Origin of the sequence: Acinetobacter sp. YH12205, from assembly GCF_013418125.1 — a bacterium.
GTDB classification, from domain to species: Bacteria; Pseudomonadota; Gammaproteobacteria; order Pseudomonadales; family Moraxellaceae; genus Acinetobacter; species Acinetobacter towneri.
This window is the reverse complement of sequence record NZ_VPCQ01000011.1, coordinates 25,872-46,667: the sequence shown is the minus strand read 5'-3', so window position 1 is coordinate 46,667 and position 20,796 is coordinate 25,872. Positions and strand designations below refer to the sequence as shown.

Sequence of the window (20,796 nt, the reverse complement as noted above, 5' to 3'; positions counted from 1 at the left end):
TTCTCTGACTTAAATTTCGCTCAAATAAACTTCGAGTAATTTAAACCAATCAATCAATGAAATATCTTCGATCAATCAATCAGTAAAAATCCACACAAGTTGTTCTTCATAATCTCTTAATGATCTTAATTTCTGCCTCGTCAGCAGAAATTTTAACGCAAAACACTTCTAACAACTCAACCCTGTAAGCTAAGTTCGTAGGCTGTTTCGCGTCGGGATGAGTGCATTCTAGGGGATTTCAAAATCTTTGCAAGCCCAAAATTAGAATATTTTTCACGTATGTATTTTTTTTCTACAAAAATGCTTGGTTTTTTAATTTTTTAGCTATTTTTTCATCAAATTTAAATAAAAACTCCCATCTACAAAGTAAACAGGACTTTTTCATCCATACTTTTATGGACTCAAATCGGTCAAGTTTTGCAGGCTGTAATCAACGATTGCCAATGTATATGATTCTTTTTGTCTTGCGACATCTAAAAAATTTTACATCTCTGTTAAAAATGCTTTTGCATTATCCAAAATAATATTCCTACATACGGCGTACATCTAGCATTGATTTCATGTCAGCTTGGTGGTTTTGTCCGTTAATTCAAAGTTGATGCTTAGCATTTGCATTACCGACTTCAAGTTGACAAACCTACTCTTCTATTCGGCAAGTTTAGATCGCGCCATCCACATGCACTACTTACAAGATGTTTTACCATATATAAGTAGCTTTGAAATTTGAATTAGGTCTTAAAGTTTTAAGAAAATTTTTATAAAACAAAGAGAAGTAATCTTACATTTTACCTTTAGATATAAACCACAACAAAACTAGAGGCAAAAAAAAGAAAGAGATCTCTCCCAAAATCTCTCCCTCGGAGTTGAATCTATATGCGATCCATATATCATTATTATAGTTATACGAAAAAAAGAGTCCCTTGGGGAAGGGACTTGTAAATTGTGGAGCTATAGTTATAAGTACCCTCTAGATCTGTTTTGTACACTGTGTCTAGATGGGTAAATCTTATACATAACTGAGCAAAAATGCAAGCTGCTTGGCAAAATTTAAGTGTTGTTTTTATAAGGTTTTTTTTGAATTTACTTATTCATATAATTAATATACCAAACAGAAAATAAAAGCAGACCGAAGCCTGCTTTTATTTCAATCACTTAGAATGGATCTAGTCCGTAAATGTGACTTTGGCAATGGCTTTTTTACCCGCCTGAATAATATATGTTGCGTTTTCTTTGACCGAGAAACCTGCGTCGACCACATTCCAATCTACTTTTACTGCGCCACGTGCAACAGCATCTTTGGCTTGTGCGGCATTTTTGGTTAAACCTGCAGCACGTACAATAGAAGCAATAAATAATTCACCACCAAATTCAGCACGTGAAATCGTCACTTCTGGCGTACCTTCAGGTAATTCACCTTCGGTAATGATATTACCTGCACCTTTATGGGCATTGGCTGCAGCTTCGCTGCCGTGGAAACGCTCAACCAATTCGAGTGCCAAAATCTTTTTGATTTCTTGAGGATTACGACCTTCTGCCATTTCTTTGAGCAACACTTCAATTTCATCCATCGACTTGAAGCTGAGTAATTCAAAATAGCGCTCAATCAGACCATCAGGCATCGACAAGACTTTTTGATACATCGCACCCGGTGCATCAAATACGCCAATATAGTTGCCTAAAGATTTAGACATTTTATTCACGCCATCTAAACCTTCAAGAATTGGCACAGTAATACAAACTTGTGCTTCCTGATCATAACGACCTTGCAAGGTACGTCCCATCAACAAGTTAAAGGTCTGGTCTGTACCGCCCAATTCTACATCGGCTTGTAATGCCACCGAGTCATAACCTTGTACCAACGGATACAAAAATTCGTGAATCGCAATCGGTTGCTGGTTGTTATAACGCTTGGTGAAGTCATCACGTTCCAACATACGCGCTACGGTTTGCTGCGATGCCAACTGAATTAAGTCTGCTGCAGTTTTTGTTGCAAACCATTCAGAGTTAAACACCACTTTGGTTTTATTTGGATCAAGAATTTTAAAAACTTGTTCCTGATACGTTTTGGCATTTTCCAAGACTTTTTCACGTGACAACGGCGGACGTGTAGCACTTTTACCTGTTGGGTCACCAATCATGGCAGTGTAATCGCCAATCAAGAAAAATACTTCGTGACCTAAGTCTTGGAATACTTTTAATTTATTGATTAATACCGTATGCCCCAAGTGTAAATCAGGTGCAGTCGGGTCAAACCCCGCCTTAATTTTTAAAGGACGATTCTCTTTTAATTTCTTTAGAAGATCTTCTTCAGAAATAATTTCATGCGTGCCTCGTTGAATGAGAGCAAGTTGTTCTTCAGCCGGCAGGAAATTTGACATCACGAAATCCAAATACATCAGTTATTCAATTTGTGCGATATACTAACACTTTTTCAGCATATTGCAGGCTATAGAATAACCATGACAGCGATCTATATTGGGGTAATGACGGGCACAAGTATGGATGGTGTCGATCTTGTTGCTGCTTCTTTTGATCCACTGCAACTCCACGCGACCCTGACTTTGCCGTTTGATCCCGATTTACGTGACGAACTCATGGCACTGACTTTGCCAGGTGACAATGAAATTGACCGCATGGGCAAAGCAGATGTGGCTTTAGCCACCATGATTGGACATGGTATTAACAGCCTGATTGAAAAAAATAAACTGGATAAATCTCAAATTAAAGCGATTGGTTCGCATGGCCAGACCATTCGTCATCGTCCTGAACATGCTTTTACTTTACAAATTGGTGATCCGAACATCATCACCGAAATCACCCAAATTCCTGTAATTTCAGATTTTCGTCGTCGTGACATGGCTGCAGGCGGACAAGGCGCACCGTTAGTGCCCGCTTTCCATCAAAACTTATTCCAACATCCGAGTATTCATCGGGTAATTTTAAATTTAGGCGGCATTGCCAATGTCAGTTTGTTGCCTGCAGGACAGCCCGAAGCAGTATCGGGTTTTGATACAGGGCCTGCCAATATTTTAATGGATGCTTGGTGTGAGCGTTACACAGGACAACCTTATGATGAAAATGGCAATTGGGCTGCGTATGGACATCCGATTCGCAGCTTGTTAGATCGTTTACAAGCCCATGCTTTTTTCTCTAAAGAACCACCCAAAAGTACAGGGCGCGAAGACTTTAACTTGGAATGGCTAGATGAACAGGTTGCCGATTGGCGCAATGATGTGGAATATGACGAGCTGGAAGATAATCCTGAAAATATTCAAGCGACTTTATTAAAGCTCACCACCCGCGCGATTAAAAAAGCCATTTATCGTTCAGGCATGGATACAGGTGAAGTCTATGTCTGTGGCGGTGGTGCCTATAATTCTTATTTGCTAGAGCAATTGCGCTGGCGTTTGCGCAAACATCAATGGACTGTACAAAGTACAGCCGATTTAGGGCTAAACCCAACATGGGTCGAAGCCACCGCCTTTGCTTGGTTGGCAATGCGTTTTTGTCAGCAATTAAGTGGCAATTTACCTGCGGTCACAGGGGCTAAAGGTGATCGCATTTTAGGTACCATGACTTTGGTTTAAGGATGCACTTTTAAACCAGATCAGTAGCAACAAAAAAGCCTTTCCTCTTCTATATAGGAAAGGCTTTGATCATTTTGAGTGCATCAATCTACTTTTTCAGATGCTGATACTCAAAAATATTTAAATCATACTTAGATTGAGAATGAAGAACCACAACCACAAGTCGTGGTTGCATTCGGGTTTTGTACCACAAAACGCGAACCTTCCAAGCCTTCAATATAGTCCACTACCGAGCCAACTAAATATTGATAGCTGAGTGAATCGACCAGCATTTTTACATCGCCATTCACAAATTCTGCATCATCTTCATTTTGGCTTTCCGCAAAGTTAAAGCCATAAGAAAATCCTGAACAACCGCCACCTGTCACATATACACGTAGCATTAAGTCTTGATTACCTTCACTGTCACGCAATTGGCGAACTTTTTTAGCAGCGTTGTCGGTGAGCTCAAGTGCTTGGGCATTCATGATGGATTTTCCTCAGGTACAATTCAGATGTCTTTTCTGCAAAAAGACCACTTATCAAGTATAGCATACTCAATATTGGGACGGTGATGCAGAATTAAAGTGAATTCTGAGTAATTACCTCAAGATTCTCCAATTATTTGTAATTTTCGTCCTGCAAGCCACATTCAAAATTGGTTGGCGCTTCTTTACAGCGGAATTGCCACAATAATTTCATCATGCGTTTGTCATAAACACCACGTTTAGTTAAATCAATCCGCGATTCACGCATCATTTTTTGATAACCCGGTTGATCTGCTGCAGGCACTTGCATCCAATATTTTGCAGGAATATCGGCTTTCATTTTGCCTAAAATACCAAAGGCACGTGGTAACTGCCCTTTCACCCATTCACGTGATTTTTGCCCAAAACCTGCAGGGAATTTATCTGGGCGGATAATAATATTGCCCGTGACCTGTAAAATTGGATAATTCACAATCGCGCCTTTAGTGCCTAAGCCTTTATGTAGTTCCAAAGGACGGAATACTGCAGCAGGCGCACCAATAATATCGACCTGACCATTGTTAAATTTACTGCCAAAATTGGTGACATCGGCACTTACTGCTTGCGCACCAATTTGCTGTACCATAATTTTTTGCGCTTGGTCATAATCTAAAACAGCAATTTTTTTCCCCGCGGCTTTGGCGACACTATTAATACTGCGGTCATTCACCATCAAAAAGGCATCACCCACAGGAATGACACCTGCGACTTCATACTGACCATTGCGCATATATTTGGCAAAAGCAGGACTCGCCAAACCTTGCATGACTTTAACTGCCAGTTTTAAATCTGGAATCGCACCAATTGCATCTAATGAGCCTGTAAAATGGTTAAATTGACGACCACGCATGCCCGTCACACTAATACCATCACATTTTCCTGCTTTAAAATCTTCTGCAATCACGCCTTCGTTTTGACCTACGCGTAACTCAATTTCTGCGCCCCAGTTTTTGGCCGCCAATTGATAGTCTTGCATTAAGTTATAGACATCACCGTTTTTACCGACCAAGTCGAATACACAGACCACTTGCTTAGCCTGCACTGCACTGGCGGCTAAAGACAAGCCTGCACCGAATAATAAAGCTTGCGTCCATTGTTTCATTTTATAGTTCCTTCCATTTTTTGTTTTTCTGGTCAAAATTGATTCAAACCTTCAATTTTGTAGCACTGTACTTTTCATCAAGCTAAGATTAGCGAATTTTGATCTTTGGCTGATATGACTCAATTGACGAATCTTTCAATTTGACATCCTCCCCGACCTAAAGGACGGAGATTCCTACTGCTAGACGCTCATGCCCGAGCGCAAGAATATTCAGTGCGGAATTTACATCCCGATCATGGAGCGTACCACACTCCACACACTGCCATTCTCTTATTCCAAGTCCTGCTCTACCTTCCGGACTACTGGAGCGTGAGCCACAGCACGAACAAGTTTGGGTGGTATAGGCTTCATTGACTTCTTCATAACATACCCCTGCGTTCTCGCATTTATACTTGAGCATGGTTCTTAGTGTTGTCCAACTGGCATCTAGCACTGATTTAGCCAATCTGGTTTGTGCTAATGCTTTGGCATTCACATTGCCAACGAAGATGGCTGCATGTTCATTCACCAGTTTTCGGCTGAATTGATGCAGCATGTTTTGTCTTACATTTTTAATATTGGCATGGATGGCTTTGACACGTTTCTTATTTTTTGCACGTTGAGCAATACCAAGTTTTTGTTCATATTGCCGATAGATTTGAGGTGCTTTAAGTTTTACGCCATCTGAACAAGTCGCTAAATCTTTTAAACCTAAATCTATGCCAATTGAGGTTTTAGCGTTGTTTTTTTCTATTTTGACTGCATCAACTACAAGACAAACATACCAACGTCCACGACTATCTTCTACGAATGTGCCTGTTTTGATATTGTATTGACTTAATCCGTAACTATCCCATAGTTTAAATTGATGCTTGCCATATTCAACATAGCCATCAGCATATTTGATTGCAACCTTTTTAAACGGTATCCAACCCAGTGAACGTCTAGCTGATTTTTTATTACTGACACGCCATTTTAGTTTTGCTTTTTTGAACTGCTTGCGTCTTGTGACCAATTCTTCTGTCACTGCCTGAATAGTTTGACTGTGCAAGTTGCATTCTTTCGATGTGCCTTTCGTGTATTTTGCAAGGTCGTATGCTGAAAAGAATTGTTGTTTACGTTGTAGATGCTTAAAACACAAATCATTGACATAATTCCAGACAAAATTTACTTCGGATGCTAACTGATTTAGCACCTTGCAATGTTTGTCTTTTATGCGTAATTTGAGTGTCTTCATCCAATTATTTTAACAGTATTTTTCTTAATAGTGACTATAGTACAAGTATTTAAAACGACATTTCGTGTCGTTCATATGGTTTACTCCAGTCGCTTATATCCTCGTGCTGAACCACGAGGTTTTTCGCTCCAGTGGATAAAAAAACCTAGAAATCTAGGGTCTGTTGATACTTCGTCTATGTTTGCGACGTGAGAGATATATCTCGCAAGGTTTTTTAGCTGATATAAGGCATGAGGCAGGAAATTTAGTCATTCTAAATGACTGACTCATAACGCAATAGCAGCAAAAAATATGCTCGTTCCGAAGGACTGTGGCTAAAACTTTCTCAGATTGCGTTATGAAACTTGGCAATAGACCCACTATTCCCTACGTTTCATGCCTGATCTGCTCAGTTTTAGCCTACAGCGCAAGCCATTTATGAAATATCAACAGACCCTCGGCTTTTTATTAAAAATCAATCTATTCACCACCAAGTGAACATTCAAAATTGGTTTTTTCGACAGAACAACGAGCGCGTTTTAACACACTCATCATGGCAGGGTCATAAATACCGCGTTTGGTCATATCCATACGTCCATCACGTAGCATTTTTTGATATTTAGTTTTATCTTCTGCGCTCAAGTTCATTTTATATTTGGCTGGAATTTCACCTTCTAAACGATTAATCATACTCATCGCTTTAGGCAGATTTTTTACAAACCAATCTCGTGATTTTTGCCCAAAGCCCGCAGGGAATTGTTCAGGGCGAATCACAAAGTCTGCGGTCACTTGTAATACAGGGAAATTAAACATCGCCCCGTGATTACCTAAACCTTTGTAGATTTCTAAAGGTTTGTACGCATAGGCAGGCGCACCGACCATATCGACCTGACCATTGTTAAATTTCGCCACAAAGTTAGATACATCAGAAATGACAGCTTGCGCACCGACACGCTGCACCATAATTTTTTGTGCATCATCATAACCCAATACCGCAAACTTTTTCCCTGCTGCTTTTTCAATCGAATTGATATTCTTGTCGCGCACAAAAATGAATGCCGAACCTAAAGGTGAAATACCTGCAACTTCATATTTCTTGCCACCTAAAGTGGTGACCATTTTTGCTGCATTGCGTTTATCTAAAGCAAAACTGATGGCACGTTTTGCAATCGCATTACTTGGTGCACCACCTAAAGCATCAATCGAGCCTGCAAACTTATTGTATTGACGGGCACGCATGGCAGTCATAAATACCCCATCACATTTGCCTGCTTTAAAGTCATTATCTGCAACAGCTTCATCTTGACGCGGAATTAAATTGACTTCTGCACCCCAGCCTTTTGCTGCTAGCGCCCACTCCTGTGCCATTTGATAAGATTCGCCAGACTTACCCAGTAAGTCAAAGACACATACATCTATTTTTGCTGCTTGCGCCTGAGCACTGAAACCGATCGCTGCGAATGCACTCAATGTTGCGCTGACCCATATTTTTTTCATTGTTTCGATCCTTCTACAGATTTTTTTATTTTTGAGTGTCCTTACACGAAACAAATATTAAGCAAGTTCAAATTAAAAAAATAGAGCATTTACTCGAATTTCATCTGTCAATTCTGCCAAAACCTTATGCTGCCTTATTTAAGCGATTACTTTTATTCCATAATTCACTTATATTTTATAGATTTAGATCAAAATAAAAATCATCTCCAACATGCATTTATTTTGTTCTTGTTTACAAAGTCATAAAAAAGCCTGTTGCTGGAACGTAGTTTTTAAGCATTACAAAAGAGATTTTTCGCAAATCGCAAATAAAACTAGGCTTATTTTTGTTTTCTGCTGGGCTTCCATTAGAATATGCCCAACTTTTGTTGTGACCAGTAAACACCATGATTCAACTTGACCAAGTTTCTTTACGCCGCGGTGGACGTGTTTTATTTCAAAAAGCGTCTATGCAAATCCATCCAGGCTGGAAAGTCGGTCTTACAGGTGTCAATGGTGCAGGAAAATCCAGTTTATTTGCTGCGCTTTTAGGTAGTTTAACCCCAGACGAAGGTACGTTGAGCCGTCCGCAAGGCTGGACTGTGGCGCACATGGCACAGGAAGTTAAAGCATTGGATTTGCCTGCGATTGATTTTGTGCTGTCGGGTGATGAAGAATACTGGAACATTCAACAACAACTGCAACATCCTGAACAATTAAATAATGACCAACTTGCACATTTGCATGGTCGTTTTGATGAAATTCATGGCTATACCGCACCCGCCAAAGCCGCACAACTGATGGCAGGTTTAGGTTTTATGGAACATCAAAACAGCTTGGCGGTCAGTAGTTTTTCTGGTGGATGGCGCATGCGTTTAAATTTGGCGCGTACCTTAATGAGTCGCTCCGAATTATTATTACTGGACGAACCAACCAACCACTTAGACTTAGATGCAATTTTATGGTTAGAAGACTGGCTTAAAGCCTATGCGGGAACTTTGGTGCTGATTTCCCATGACCGTGATTTTTTAGATGCCATTACCGATCATATTTTACATATTGAAAATAGTGAACTGACTTTATATACAGGCAATTATTCAACCTTTGAAACCACACGCAGTGAACGCTTGGCACAACATCAACAAGCGTATGAAAAACAATTAGAAACCCGTGCACATTTACAAAAATATATTGATCGTTTTAAAGCCAAAGCCACCAAAGCACGGCAGGCACAAAGCCGTATCAAGCAATTGGAACGCATGCAATTGCTTGCCCCTGCGCATGTAGATACACCATTTACCTTTAGTTTCCGTGAACCGACCAAAATGAGCTCACCCTTACTGACCTTGGAACAAGTCAGCATTGGTTATGCAGACAAAGTGATTGCCAGCAAAATTAACCTACAAATTACCCCGACCAGTCGTATTGGTTTATTGGGGATGAACGGCGCAGGTAAATCGACCTTAATTAAATCCTTAGTGGGTGAATTGGCGTTATTAGCAGGTACTCGCAAAGCCTCAGAATTACTCAATATTGGCTATTTTGCACAGCATCAAATGGATGCTTTGGATGATAGCGCCAGCCCGATGCTACAACTGGCACGCATTGCCGATAAAAAAATCAGCGAAGCCACTTTACGCGCCTTTTTAGGCAGTTTTGGTTTTAGTGGCGAACGTATGGACACGCCTTGTGAAAGTTTTTCAGGAGGTGAACGTGCACGTTTGGCTTTGGCTTTAATTGTCTGGCAACGTCCTAACGTACTGATTCTGGACGAACCGACCAACCATTTAGACTTAGATATGCGACATGCCTTAACCATGGCATTACAGGATTATGAAGGTGCAGTGGTATTGGTGTCACACGAACGTCAATTAATTGCCAGTGTCTGCGATGACTTACTCTTGGTTCATGCAGGACAATGCACAGAATTTGAAGGCGATTTACAAGATTATGCCCAATGGTTACGCCAAGCTCGTGCAGACATGCTTAAGCAAGGTACATCCAACACAGCTCCATCCAATCCAAGTCCAGTGGTTGAGAACAAGACTAACCTAGTCAAAGTAGATAAAGAAGCTCAACGCAAACTGGCAGCACAACGCCGTGAACAAACTCGCCCTATTCGTAAAAATATTGAAAAATACGAAGCGCAAATTGAAAAAATTCAACCGCGTCTGACTGAAATTGAAACCGAACTGGCAGATCCTGCCCTTTACGATGCCAACCGTAAAGATGATTTGCTCAAACTCATGAATGAGCAAAATGATCTGAAAACAAAATTGGCACAGGCAGAAGAACAAATGCTTGAATTGATGATGGAATTGGAAGAACTCGAAAGTAGCTTTGAATAGCCATACCGATGAGATTTTAACGCTATGCTAAATAGGGTTAAATCTCATCATATTTCGTAGAATATGCATTGTGTATGTTCCATACTTATAAGACACATTCGTAATAGTTTTAATCTTTAGTTTATCTTCACAATAACCACGCAAAGAAATTTAAGTCACTCTCTGCGTTTGTTTATTTTTACTTATCAATCTTGCACCACAGCATAGTTGTATGACACCCCCCACCCTGAATAAAAGTAAGACAACGATAGCTACCAAGCAAGAAGTTTTGAATTTAAAACTCAGTGTGATTTTTAAATTCAAAATCTACAATTTAAATTTAAAAGCAAAAACTTAGTTATCCACAACTCAAACTAACTGTTATTTTAAATTCAAAACTCTAATTAAAGCCAAATCAATCCATTCTTTCATGGTTATTTTGAGTCATTGAATCTCAGTGATTCACAGAAAATCGCTGCTACTCGGCAGTAATTTTTGCTTTGCTAATACATAATTCTTGTATTTTCCAGCCCTGAATATAGCGCCAGATTTCTTGAATATACCCTTGATCATCCGCCAAACCAATTTGAATCCGACAGTTAACCTGCTCACGATCAAACTCATATTCTTCTAATTCAACATTCGGTTTGATCGGTTTCCAGACACCATTATTCACTGCATGCTGAATGTTGGCATAACGTGTTTCACGATTTTCCACACGTGATTCTGCCGTATAAACGACTTTAAAATCTTCATCTTCATAGTGTGCTAACAGCTCCACATTGCCAGTAAAAAAAGCATTCACCCATGCATCACGTGCTTGTTCTAATTGATTATCCATCTTAATGATTCTCCTATATTTTTGGCTTAATGTAGCTCAGCATGACAGAACAATAAGTCAGTTTTATAAAAGTTATTTGGATGAATCACGACAACAACAAAAGCCAAACATAAAAAAGCACTCCGTAGAGTGCTTATGGTTATGCGGATGATTTGGACGAATTAAGCGTCAATATCTGCATTTAAGGCATTTTCTTCAATAAAGGCACGACGTGGTTCTACATCATCGCCCATTAAGCAAGAGAACATGCGGTCTGCTTCAATGGCATCATCAATGGTGACTTGCAACATATTGCGGTTTTCTGGGTCCATCGTGGTTTCCCAAAGTTGTTCCGCATTCATCTCACCCAAACCTTTATAGCGCTGAATCATCATGCCGCGACGCGAGTCCTGCAAAATGTGTTGCCACACTTGATGGAAATTGTTGACCGTAATTTTACGTTCGCCTTTTTCCAAATACGCACCTTCTTCAAGCAGCGTAAACCAGCTTTTTGAATTTTTCAGCAAACGTGCATATTCAGCTGAACCCAGCAAACCTGTATCTAGTAAATAAGTATGGGGCAAGTTGTGCACATATACCGTGATTCGTGGCCAATACGTTGCAGATTTTTGACCATCCGCATCTTCTTTTTCAAACTGTTCGATGCTTAATTCAGGACGCAAACTTGGTTGTAATCGTTCAATGCTTTGACGTAATTGCTCGCCCCATTGTTGTACATACGCCTGATCTGCTGCTTGATCAATTTTAAAGGCATCTAATTCTAATAAACCATCCAACAGACTTGCAGGATAACGCAGCGTTAAACGGCTCAAACTCTTTTGTGAAGTTTGATAATCAGCAATGACTTTGGCTAAAGCCTCACCACGAATTGCAGGTGCATCAGCACTCACATGCAGCTCCAATTCATCAATCGCATTAGAAATTAAATAGGTTTCTAAAGCATCGTTATCTTTGATGTATTGTTCCTGCTTGCCTTTTTTCAGCTTATACAATGGTGGCTGTGCGATATAAATATGACCACGCTCAACCAATTCTGGCATTTGACGGAAGAAGAAGGTCAATAGCAAGGTACGAATGTGTGAACCATCTACGTCAGCATCGGTCATGATGATGATTTTGTGATAACGCAGTTTGTCTGGGTTATATTCTTCACGACCAATACCACAGCCCAAAGCGGTAATTAAAGTACCTACTTCTGCCGATGAAATCATCTTGTCAAAACGGGCACGTTCCACGTTCAGGATTTTACCTTTCAGTGGCAAAATTGCCTGCATTTTACGGTTACGACCTTGTTTAGCCGAACCACCTGCAGAGTCACCCTCGACTAGATATAATTCAGATAATGCAGGGTCTTTTTCCTGACAGTCAGCCAATTTACCAGGCAAACCTGCAATATCCAAAGCACTCTTGCGGCGCGTCATTTCACGGGCTTTACGCGCCGCATCACGGGCACGCGCTGCATCAATAATTTTACCCGCAATGGATTTTGCCGCTTGTGGATTTTCCAATAAATATTCAGAGAAAGATTTATTCATGGCCTGCTCAACAGCAGGTTTCACTTCACTCGATACCAATTTTTCTTTGGTCTGTGATGAGAATTTTGGATCTGGCACTTTGACCGACACAATCGCGGTTAAACCTTCACGCGCATCATCACCCGACACCACGACTTTTTCTTTTTTCAGGATATTTTCGCTTTCCATGTAGTTGTTTAACCCACGGGTTAGCGCAGCACGGAAGCCTGCCAAGTGCGTTCCACCGTCTTTTTGTGGAATGTTATTGGTAAAGCAACGTACGTTTTCCTGATAGGAATCATTCCACTGCAAAGCAACTTCTACGGTAATTCCGTTTTCAGCCTGTGTCGTGAAATGGAAAATTTCATTCAGATGGGTTTTGCCTGCATTGATATATTTCACAAATTCAGACAAACCACCTTCATAGTCAAAAATATGTTCTAAATTGACACGTTCATCACGCAATACAATACGCACGCCCGCGTTTAAGAAAGACAATTCACGCAATCGGCGTGCCAAAATATCCACATTAAAAATGGTTTGGCTAAAGGTTTCAGCACTTGGCCAAAAACGCACAGTCGTACCTGATTGCTCAGTGTCGCCCACTACTTTTAAAGGATATTGTGGATCACCATGGCGGTATTCCTGTTGGTGAATTTGACCCGCGCGTTTAATCGTTAATTCAAGTTTACTCGATAAAGCATTGACCACCGACACACCAACGCCGTGCAAACCGCCCGACACTTTATAACTGTTGTCATCAAACTTACCACCTGCGTGCAGAATGGTCAGAATGACCTCTGCTGCAGAGACACCTTCTTCAGGGTGAATATCGGTTGGGATACCACGACCATTGTCAGATACGCTGACAGATTCATCTTCATGGATAGTCACCAAAATTTCATCACAATGACCCGCCAAAGCTTCATCAATAGCGTTATCGACTACCTCGAACACCATGTGATGCAAACCTGTACCATCATCTGTATCACCGATATACATGCCTGGGCGTTTACGAACAGCATCTAGGCCACGCAATACTTTGATACTAGAGGAATCATAAGCCTTTTCATTGGTTTGTTCTGTAGTAGAGACAGATTGATCTTCTGAACTCATGGTTTCTCCCTAGTGAAAAATAGGTCTATCCAAAGATAAAAAAATTATTGCTCAACAGCCTGCACCGTTCCGTGATCGACCTGAAATAAGCGATAAGGAATCGACAACGCTTGTAAGTGTTGTTGCACGGATTGATGATCTAAAGTGGTAATAAAAACTTGACTACCCAATTGGCTTAATCGTTCAATTAAACGTTGTTGTGCGCTTAAATCTAATTCTGCTGTCAGATCATCTAATAATACCACAGTTTCCTTATTAGACGCATGCAGCATTGCAATCTGTGACAGTTTTAATGCCATAATCAATAGCTTTTTCTGCCCACGTGACAGCACCACATCGGCATCACCCATTGGGGTTTTTAAGCGTAAATCGGCGCGGTGTGGCCCATATTCGGTATAGCGACGTTCCACATCTTTTTGATGATAATTGCACAGATCATTCAACAAGCCTGTTTCGGTATGAAAGCCTGCGCTGTATTCCAGACTAATGTGTAAATCAGGCAATAAATACTGTAAATCTTGTGCAAAAAATTGCTGCCATTGTTCCACCGTTCCCAAACGCTGCCGATGCAAAATCTCACCATAATCACTGAGCATTTTGTTCCACGGTTCCAAGTCCGACAGACTTAAATGTCGCTGTGATTTAAGCAAACTATTACGTTGTTTTAAGGCACGTGAATAATATTGCCAAGCGTGATAAAACTCTGGTTCCACGTGGAACATCAACCAGTCCAACAGTTGCCGTCGTGGTTTTGCACCATGGTCAATAATATCGGTACTGAGTGGATCAATATGTTGTAAAGGCAGAATTTTAGCCAATTGCCCTTGGGTCGCAACAGGGTCGCCATTGACCTTAATCAATTGCTCACCCGATGCCATTTTTTGCATGCCAATTTTTTCAGTCAATGACTGAGCAAATACAATCGCATCTTGGCTACTGTTCTGAATGTAATTTTTAGGAATATGGGTGCGAAAAGAACGCCCTGTCGCCAATAAATGAATCGCTTCTAAAATCGAGGTTTTACCCGAACCATTTTGCCCATAAAAGACGTTAAACGGCTGCAACTCATGAAGTGCAACCGCTTTTAAGTTCCGAACACGCTCGATATGTAAACGCGTAATATGCATGATTCAGCTAGATTTAATCTTGAAATAAACCGCTCACTTAAACACGCATTGGCATCACAACATAGGTTTGATCTTGATGTGCTGGATCTTGTACCAATACCGATTGATTGGCTTCGGTCATGGTCATCGATACATCATCGCCATCCAATGCCCCTAATACGTCCAATAAATACTGTGCGTTAAATGACATTTCTAACGGCGAATCGGCATATTGAATCGCTAAATCTTCAATTGCTTCATCTTGTTCTGGGTTATTGGCACGTAATTGCAAGGTGTCCGCACTAAAATTCAGGAATACGCCACGCAATTTTTCATTACTTAAAATCGCCACACGCTGTAAAGATTGTTTAAATACATCATGCGCGATCAGCACGTTTTTATCACCACCACGTGGAATCACACGGCGATAATCTGGGAACTTACCATCAATTAATTTAGTGGTAAAACGCACGGTAATTTCTGCTTGTTCTTTGTCACGGCTTGGGGTGCGAATGGTCACATTCAGCAATTCACGCCCAATTAAAAGTGCCAGTTGTTCATCTTCAATGCTCAGCAAACGCTGCAATTCAGCCACAGCTTTACGCGGCACAATGGCTTGAATTAATTGAGTAGCTGTCGAAGATGCCGCTGTTTCACACAAGGCCAAACGGTGACCATCTGTGGTCACAGCACGTAATTGGTTTTCATCAATTTCTAACAAAGTACCCGTTAAATAAAAGCGTACATCCTGCACTGCCATCGCAAACGCAGTTTTTTCAAACAAACGCTTCAGCTCACGCTCAGTAACCGTCACTTGCGTACCTTGAGCATTTTCTGTAGCCAATAATGGATAATCTTCCGCAGGCAAAGTACCTAATACAAAGCGGCTATTGCCCGATTTTAAAATACAGCGCTGATCTTCAGTGATTTGCAAATCAATCAAAGCTGCGCTTGGTAAAGATTTACAAATATCCATCAGTTTACGTGCAGGCACTGTAGTTTCCCCTGCCTGTAAACATGCCCCTTCAGTCAGATTCGTACTGGCAACCAATTCCACTTCCAAGTCCGAACCAGTAATGGTTAAAGCTTGCTCAGTCACTTGAACTTTGACATTGGATAAAATATTTAAGGTATGGCGACGTTCAACCGCTCCTACGACATGTGACAGAACATTCAGTAAGCTTTCTTTCGCGATTTTTAAACGCACGGTACATTCCTCTAACAACTGAAGATTGGAGTATAAAATATGTTTTTTAGCAGTGTACTATGCGGCAAAAGCTGCCGCATGGCAAGAACAGAATTTGAGCAAATTCGGTCAACTTTGCAACAATCGTTGCAGGTTTTTATAGTCTTCGTTAAAGATCGGATCTTCTTCGCGCAGGCTTTGTACTTTTTCGCAGGCATGCATCACGGTACTGTGATCACGGCCACCAAATGCCATACCAATTTCAGGGAAACTGTCGCCTGTCAGCTCACGTGCCAAGCCCATTGCCAACTGACGTGGACGCGCATAAATACGGGTACGTTTTGGCCCCACCAATTCTTTGAGCGGAATACGGAAATATTCACTCACGACTCGCTGAATATTTTCGGTACTGATGGTACGTGCGCGAATTGCCAAGACATCTTTTAAAGATTCACGTACCACATCTAGATCGATTGGGGTGCCTTTAAAACGGGAAATTGCCACCACTTTATTGAGTGCACCTTCAAGTTCACGCACATTAGCCACCACTTGCTGGGCAATAAATAAAGCACAGTTACGTGGTAAATCTACGGCGCTGCTTTCAGCTTTCTTTAATAAAATTTCAATTCGGGTTTCAATATCTGGCGGTTCTACCCCGACTGATAAGCCCCAAGAAAAACGTGACACCAAACGTGCATCCAATTCGGTTAATTCTTTTGGATAACGGTCTGAAGTCAAAATAATCTGTTTAGATTCATCCAATAAAGCGTTAAAGGTATAGAAAAACTCCACCAAACTGGCTTCTTTACCTGCCAATAAGTGAATGTCATCCACCAATAACAAATCTAAAGAGCGGCAGTTTTTCTTAAATTCTTCAACCTTGCCCTGCTGCAAAGAGCTGACAAAATCCTGCACAAAACTTTCTGCAGTCATGTACATCACCCGTGCATTCGGTTTGGCTTGCAACAAAGCATTGCCCACCGCTTGCATCAAGTGAGTTTTACCCAAACCTGTTGGGCCATACAAAAATAATGGGTTGTGCTGTGAAGCCCCCAATTGGGTCAATACCTTGCGACAGGTTTCCGCAGCCATTTGGTTAGAACGACCTTCCACAAATAAGGAAAAGGTAAATAACGGATTGAGTTGGCGTTTACGGCTTTTTGCAGAACTTTCTTCTTTTTCACGTTTAGGCTTGGCCACAGGCGCAGGGCTAGATTCCAGCGCAGCAGTAGTGGTAGCAGGTTGTTCACTGGCCGATAAAATTGCACCTGGACGCGAATCGACTAAAATTTCGACCTTACGCACGCGTCCCTCAGACAACTGCTCTGCCAAAATAGTAATCAATTCCAGATGATGTTCTTGAATGTAACGCGTCCAATAAGGATTAGGCGCATAAAGTTTTAATGTATCTTCAACTTCTTCTGCCACCAATGGGCGAATCCACATTGTAAAGACATTTCCAGAGAGCTCTTGTCGCAAGCGATTTAAGCAGTCCTTCCAAAGCATGTGAAACCCCTATCTAATCCATTTTTAAATTTAAAACTTCTCTCGACCGCCTGAGCGGGTCGCCATTCTAACCAAGTTATCCACATCTGTCATGACAAAATCAGCAAAATTGCTCAAAAAAGGAATCATTAAACCTGAATTTAAATTTGAAACGTGGTGTGGATAAGTTTATCCGCAAGGTGTGGATAAAATATAGCACAAAGTTATCCACATAATATTAAAATTATAGAAACACAGATATCCACAATTCAAAATTTTGTTTTATAAAAGAAAAAGTGGGTTTTCAACAGAAAAATGCGTCCCTAATAGTAATAAATTTAAATTTATAAATTTGAATTTATTTATAAGAAACGTTGCAACTGTGGATAATTCAATCTGAGTTTAAATTTAAATTCAAAACCGAAAGTTTTAAAATTAAACAGAATAAGCTTGTGGATAATTGTGTGAATAATACTGTTAATAACTTATTAGTCAAGCATAAACAATTACTTATCTTGTGTATACTTTAATTTGTATGATCAACCAGTCAATTGAGCGAAAACTTGTTAAAAAGAAAAATTTAGGCTTATTTTGCAAGAAACCGTGTTTTTCATTGACAGCTCAAGCAATGAGCACTAAAATCGCGGACCTTTATAGAAAGATCATTTTTGGAGTTTCGATATGAAACGTACATTTCAACCATCTGAATTAAAGCGTAAGCGCGTTCATGGTTTCCGTGCTCGTATGGCTACTAAAGCTGGTCGTCAAGTATTGGCTCGCCGTCGTGCAAAAGGTCGTCACAGCTTAACTGTTTAATACAGTCACGCTGAACCGACTCTTGGGTGTTATGACAACACTTTATGGCTTCAGCACAGAGTTGAGATTACGCTGTGCTGCCGATTATAAAGGTGTGTTTGATGGTGCGCTTTTTAAAGTGCATCAACCCCATTTCTTATTTCTTGCAAAACATTCCGAACTGCCGAATAGCCGTTTGGGTCTTGTCGTTGCAAAAAAGAAAGTGCGTCGTGCACACGAACGAAATCGAGTAAAACGACTTGCTCGCGAAAGTTTTCGCTTACACCAACAGCAATTAAATGACTTAGATATTGTGGTAATGCCCAAAGTTGGGGTAGATACGGTATCTAATGCGGAATTGCATCAGCAATTACAATTTGCTTGGCAGAAGTTACAACGTCTCGCCAAAAAGCATTCAAAAATAGCTCCCTCCCCACAAAAGTAGAGATGGCCAATGGTACTTTTACTGCATTGGTTGATACGTTTCTATCAGATCGCGATTAGTCCTTTATTGGGACCACGCTGTCGCTATATTCCAACATGTTCTCAATATTCTTTGGAAGCAGTCCATACGCATGGTGCTGTACGTGGTGTGTGGCTGGCTACAAAACGTATTTGTCGTTGTCATCCGTGGGGTGGTTCGGGCTATGATCCGGTGCCGCCAAAAGTCATTCGTTTTATTTCATTTCAGCAAATAGATTCTCAAACGCATCACATTACTGTACCCTTTCGTGATCGTTTATTGAACCAAAATCACTCTAACCACTTGGGGTAATAGATATGCAACAATGGGCCAGGTTTGCAATTCTCGGGGCCATGTTTGTCGTCGCATATTTGCTCATTTTGGCGTGGCAAAAAGATTATGGAAATGCTGAAACAGCACCGCAGCAAAAAACTGCCGTTGTTTCACATGAAGTGTCTGCAGATTTGCCGAATGCCCAAACGGCTACAGCAGCTTCTGATGTACCGCAAGCAAATATTCCTGCACAGCAAACAACCGATGCCACAGCACCTGTAAGTCAGCAGCTTATTTCAGTACAAACTGACCTTTATCATCTTTGGATCAATCCGAAAGGTGGTGATATTGTTCGTGTTGAATTACTCAATCATGACAAAAATAAAGACAGTGACGATCCTTTCGTCATGCTGGAAAGCGATGCTAAGCGCACCTATGTCGCGCAATCTGGGTTAATCGGGCTGAATGGTCCAGACAGTAGCCGTAATGGCCGCCCAAGCTATGAAATTGAAAAATCGACTTATAGCTTAGCCGATGCCAAAGAAAGCAAAAATAAAGCGGGTGAAACAGTTAAAACTTTAACTGTCCCAATGGTATATAAAACTGCCGATGGTGTAGAAATCATTAAAACCTTTAGTTTTACTGAAGGTGAATATCCTGTGCTGGTGAATCACAAAGTGATTAACCGCAGCAGCCAAAACTGGCAAGGTCAGATGTTTGGTCAGTTGAAACGTGATAATTCAGATGATCCAGGCAAGTCAGATCAAGGTATTTTTACCTTGGGTACTTTCCTTGGCGGCGCATGGGGAACACCTGAAGAACACTACAACAAGTTGAAATTTGACAATTTTAATGACGAAAAATTGAATGTCGATGCAACAGGTGGTTGGGTGGCCGTGGTTCAGCACTATTTCGTGAGTGCATGGGTTCCGGGGCAGTTAAAATTGACACAGGCCGATGGTCAACCGTATGCAGCGAAGTTGGAATCACGTAAATCTAGCGATGAAATGAACATCATTGGTTTTACCTCGCCAACCATTAATGTCCCTGCAGGTACGGTGGCAGAAGTTGATGCGACCTTCTACTCTGGTCCAAAAATTCAGTCTGAATTGAAAGATTTGGCGACAGGTTTGAACCAAACTGTGGATTATGGCTGGTTATGGCCAATTGCAAAATTATTGTTTATTGGTTTGCAATTCTTCCATGGTTTAGTGGGCAACTGGGGTTGGTCAATCATCTTATTAACCGTTCTTGTCAAACTGATTCTTTGGCCGTTATCGTCTAAGAGCTATCGTTCTATGGCGAAAATGCGTGTGATTGCACCAGAAATGCAGCGCATGAAAGAAGAATTTGGCGAAGACCGTATGCGTTTCTCGCAAGAAATGATGGCACTTTATAAACGTGAACAAGTGAATCCACTGTCAGGTTGTTTGCCATTGTTACTACAAATGCCAATTTTCCTTGCCTTGTACTGGGTATTGATGGAATCGGTAGAGTTACGCCATGCACCGTGGTTAGGTTGGATTCAAGACTTATCGGCAATGGACCCTTGGTTTATCTTGCCATTGTTGATGGGTGTGACCATGTATGTTCAACAAATGTTGAACCCACAGCCAACAGATCCAATGCAGGCAAAAATCTTCCGCATTATGCCTGTGGTATTTACCGTATTCTTATTGTTCTTCCCTGCAGGTCTAGTTCTGTACTGGATTGTCAACAACTTGATTACGATTTTGCAGCAAAGCTTGATCAACAAAAGTGTTGAAAAAGACCGCGCTAAACGAGAAGAGGCAACTCCAGTCAATTAAGTATGGCTGAGCTGCT

General features: G+C 40.9%; 16 protein-coding genes. 6 read left to right on the top strand and 10 right to left on the bottom strand.

What is annotated here, in order from left to right; translation table 11 throughout:
* Positions 1-1,163 precede the first annotated feature (1,163 nt).
* Positions 1,164-2,396, bottom strand: a complete 1,233-nt coding sequence (gene tyrS, locus FTU92_RS12410; RefSeq protein ID WP_167845626.1) for a tyrosine--tRNA ligase — start codon at positions 2,394-2,396, stop codon at positions 1,164-1,166.
* 63 nt (positions 2,397-2,459) lie between these two features.
* On the opposite strand from tyrS, the gene FTU92_RS12405 reads away from it, so the two are divergent.
* Positions 2,460-3,587: an anhydro-N-acetylmuramic acid kinase gene (locus FTU92_RS12405; protein ID WP_004969740.1), complete on the top strand. Its 1,128-nt coding sequence runs from the start codon at positions 2,460-2,462 to the stop codon at positions 3,585-3,587.
* Positions 3,588-3,718: 131 nt separating this feature from the next.
* Here FTU92_RS12405 and erpA read toward each other — a convergent pair whose 3' ends face one another.
* The 4 genes from erpA to FTU92_RS12385 all read right to left on the bottom strand — a co-directional run bounded on the left by erpA (position 3,719) and on the right by FTU92_RS12385 (position 7,887).
* Complete coding sequence (gene erpA, locus FTU92_RS12400) at positions 3,719-4,054, bottom strand: iron-sulfur cluster insertion protein ErpA (protein ID WP_004969742.1); 336 nt, start codon at positions 4,052-4,054, stop codon at positions 3,719-3,721.
* A 133-nt stretch (positions 4,055-4,187) separates the two neighbouring features.
* Positions 4,188-5,195: a putative solute-binding protein gene (locus FTU92_RS12395; RefSeq protein WP_131261901.1), complete on the bottom strand. Its 1,008-nt coding sequence runs from the start codon at positions 5,193-5,195 to the stop codon at positions 4,188-4,190.
* Positions 5,196-5,352: 157 nt separating this feature from the next.
* Positions 5,353-6,411 carry an RNA-guided endonuclease TnpB family protein gene (locus FTU92_RS12390; protein ID WP_180096340.1) on the bottom strand — a complete coding sequence of 353 codons (1,059 nt, stop codon included), beginning with the start codon at positions 6,409-6,411 and terminating at the stop codon, positions 5,353-5,355.
* 459 nt (positions 6,412-6,870) lie between these two features.
* Positions 6,871-7,887, bottom strand: coding sequence for a putative solute-binding protein (locus FTU92_RS12385; RefSeq protein WP_180096337.1), 1,017 nt, complete (start codon positions 7,885-7,887; stop codon positions 6,871-6,873).
* A gap of 386 nt (positions 7,888-8,273) precedes the next feature.
* Between FTU92_RS12385 and FTU92_RS12380 the strand changes: the two genes are divergently transcribed.
* Positions 8,274-10,214: an ATP-binding cassette domain-containing protein gene (locus FTU92_RS12380; protein WP_104852778.1), complete on the top strand. Its 1,941-nt coding sequence runs from the start codon at positions 8,274-8,276 to the stop codon at positions 10,212-10,214.
* Positions 10,215-10,671: 457 nt separating this feature from the next.
* Here FTU92_RS12380 and FTU92_RS12375 read toward each other — a convergent pair whose 3' ends face one another.
* The 5 genes from FTU92_RS12375 to dnaA form a co-directional block, all read right to left on the bottom strand.
* Positions 10,672-11,034 carry a hypothetical protein gene (locus FTU92_RS12375; RefSeq protein WP_004969754.1) on the bottom strand — a complete coding sequence of 121 codons (363 nt, stop codon included), beginning with the start codon at positions 11,032-11,034 and terminating at the stop codon, positions 10,672-10,674.
* 161 nt (positions 11,035-11,195) lie between these two features.
* Positions 11,196-13,664 (bottom strand): DNA topoisomerase (ATP-hydrolyzing) subunit B, encoded by a 2,469-nt coding sequence (gene gyrB / locus FTU92_RS12370; protein WP_004969755.1) that lies wholly within the window; start codon positions 13,662-13,664, stop codon positions 11,196-11,198.
* A gap of 44 nt (positions 13,665-13,708) precedes the next feature.
* Positions 13,709-14,791: a DNA replication/repair protein RecF gene (gene recF / locus FTU92_RS12365; RefSeq protein ID WP_004969757.1), complete on the bottom strand. Its 1,083-nt coding sequence runs from the start codon at positions 14,789-14,791 to the stop codon at positions 13,709-13,711.
* Positions 14,792-14,828: 37 nt separating this feature from the next.
* A complete protein-coding gene (gene dnaN / locus FTU92_RS12360) occupies positions 14,829-15,977 on the bottom strand; it encodes a DNA polymerase III subunit beta (protein WP_004969759.1) in 1,149 nt (382 codons plus the stop codon).
* Between the two features lie 108 nt (positions 15,978-16,085).
* Entirely contained in the window at positions 16,086-17,462 is a 1,377-nt protein-coding gene (dnaA, locus tag FTU92_RS12355) for a chromosomal replication initiator protein DnaA (RefSeq protein ID WP_180096335.1), read from the bottom strand.
* A gap of 660 nt (positions 17,463-18,122) precedes the next feature.
* Between dnaA and rpmH the strand changes: the two genes are divergently transcribed.
* From rpmH to yidC, 4 genes are read left to right on the top strand one after another with little or no spacing between them, the layout of a single operon-like run.
* Complete coding sequence (gene rpmH, locus FTU92_RS12350; RefSeq protein ID WP_000831329.1) at positions 18,123-18,257, top strand: 50S ribosomal protein L34; 135 nt, start codon at positions 18,123-18,125, stop codon at positions 18,255-18,257.
* 31 nt (positions 18,258-18,288) lie between these two features.
* A complete protein-coding gene (gene rnpA, locus FTU92_RS12345) occupies positions 18,289-18,681 on the top strand; it encodes a ribonuclease P protein component (RefSeq protein ID WP_004969764.1) in 393 nt (130 codons plus the stop codon).
* A 9-nt stretch (positions 18,682-18,690) separates the two neighbouring features.
* Entirely contained in the window at positions 18,691-19,011 is a 321-nt protein-coding gene (yidD, locus tag FTU92_RS12340) for a membrane protein insertion efficiency factor YidD (RefSeq protein ID WP_004969767.1), read from the top strand.
* Between the two features lie 5 nt (positions 19,012-19,016).
* Positions 19,017-20,780 carry a membrane protein insertase YidC gene (gene yidC / locus FTU92_RS12335; RefSeq protein WP_004969769.1) on the top strand — a complete coding sequence of 588 codons (1,764 nt, stop codon included), beginning with the start codon at positions 19,017-19,019 and terminating at the stop codon, positions 20,778-20,780.
* Positions 20,781-20,796 lie beyond the last annotated feature (16 nt).

Coding starts and splice junctions, on each gene's coding strand:
- tyrS (WP_167845626.1), bottom strand. CDS start 2,396: ATGTATTTGGATTTCGTGATGTCAAATTTCCTGCCGGCTGAAGAACAA.
- FTU92_RS12405 (WP_004969740.1), top strand. CDS start 2,460: ATGACAGCGATCTATATTGGGGTAATGACGGGCACAAGTATGGATGGT.
- erpA (WP_004969742.1), bottom strand. CDS start 4,054: ATGAATGCCCAAGCACTTGAGCTCACCGACAACGCTGCTAAAAAAGTT.
- FTU92_RS12395 (WP_131261901.1), bottom strand. CDS start 5,195: ATGAAACAATGGACGCAAGCTTTATTATTCGGTGCAGGCTTGTCTTTA.
- FTU92_RS12390 (WP_180096340.1), bottom strand. CDS start 6,411: ATGAAGACACTCAAATTACGCATAAAAGACAAACATTGCAAGGTGCTA.
- FTU92_RS12385 (WP_180096337.1), bottom strand. CDS start 7,887: ATGAAAAAAATATGGGTCAGCGCAACATTGAGTGCATTCGCAGCGATC.
- FTU92_RS12380 (WP_104852778.1), top strand. CDS start 8,274: ATGATTCAACTTGACCAAGTTTCTTTACGCCGCGGTGGACGTGTTTTA.
- FTU92_RS12375 (WP_004969754.1), bottom strand. CDS start 11,034: ATGGATAATCAATTAGAACAAGCACGTGATGCATGGGTGAATGCTTTT.
- gyrB (WP_004969755.1), bottom strand. CDS start 13,664: ATGAGTTCAGAAGATCAATCTGTCTCTACTACAGAACAAACCAATGAA.
- recF (WP_004969757.1), bottom strand. CDS start 14,791: ATGCATATTACGCGTTTACATATCGAGCGTGTTCGGAACTTAAAAGCG.
- dnaA (WP_180096335.1), bottom strand. CDS start 17,462: ATGCTTTGGAAGGACTGCTTAAATCGCTTGCGACAAGAGCTCTCTGGA.
- rpmH (WP_000831329.1), top strand. CDS start 18,123: ATGAAACGTACATTTCAACCATCTGAATTAAAGCGTAAGCGCGTTCAT.
- rnpA (WP_004969764.1), top strand. CDS start 18,289: ATGACAACACTTTATGGCTTCAGCACAGAGTTGAGATTACGCTGTGCT.
- yidD (WP_004969767.1), top strand. CDS start 18,691: ATGGTACTTTTACTGCATTGGTTGATACGTTTCTATCAGATCGCGATT.
- yidC (WP_004969769.1), top strand. CDS start 19,017: ATGCAACAATGGGCCAGGTTTGCAATTCTCGGGGCCATGTTTGTCGTC.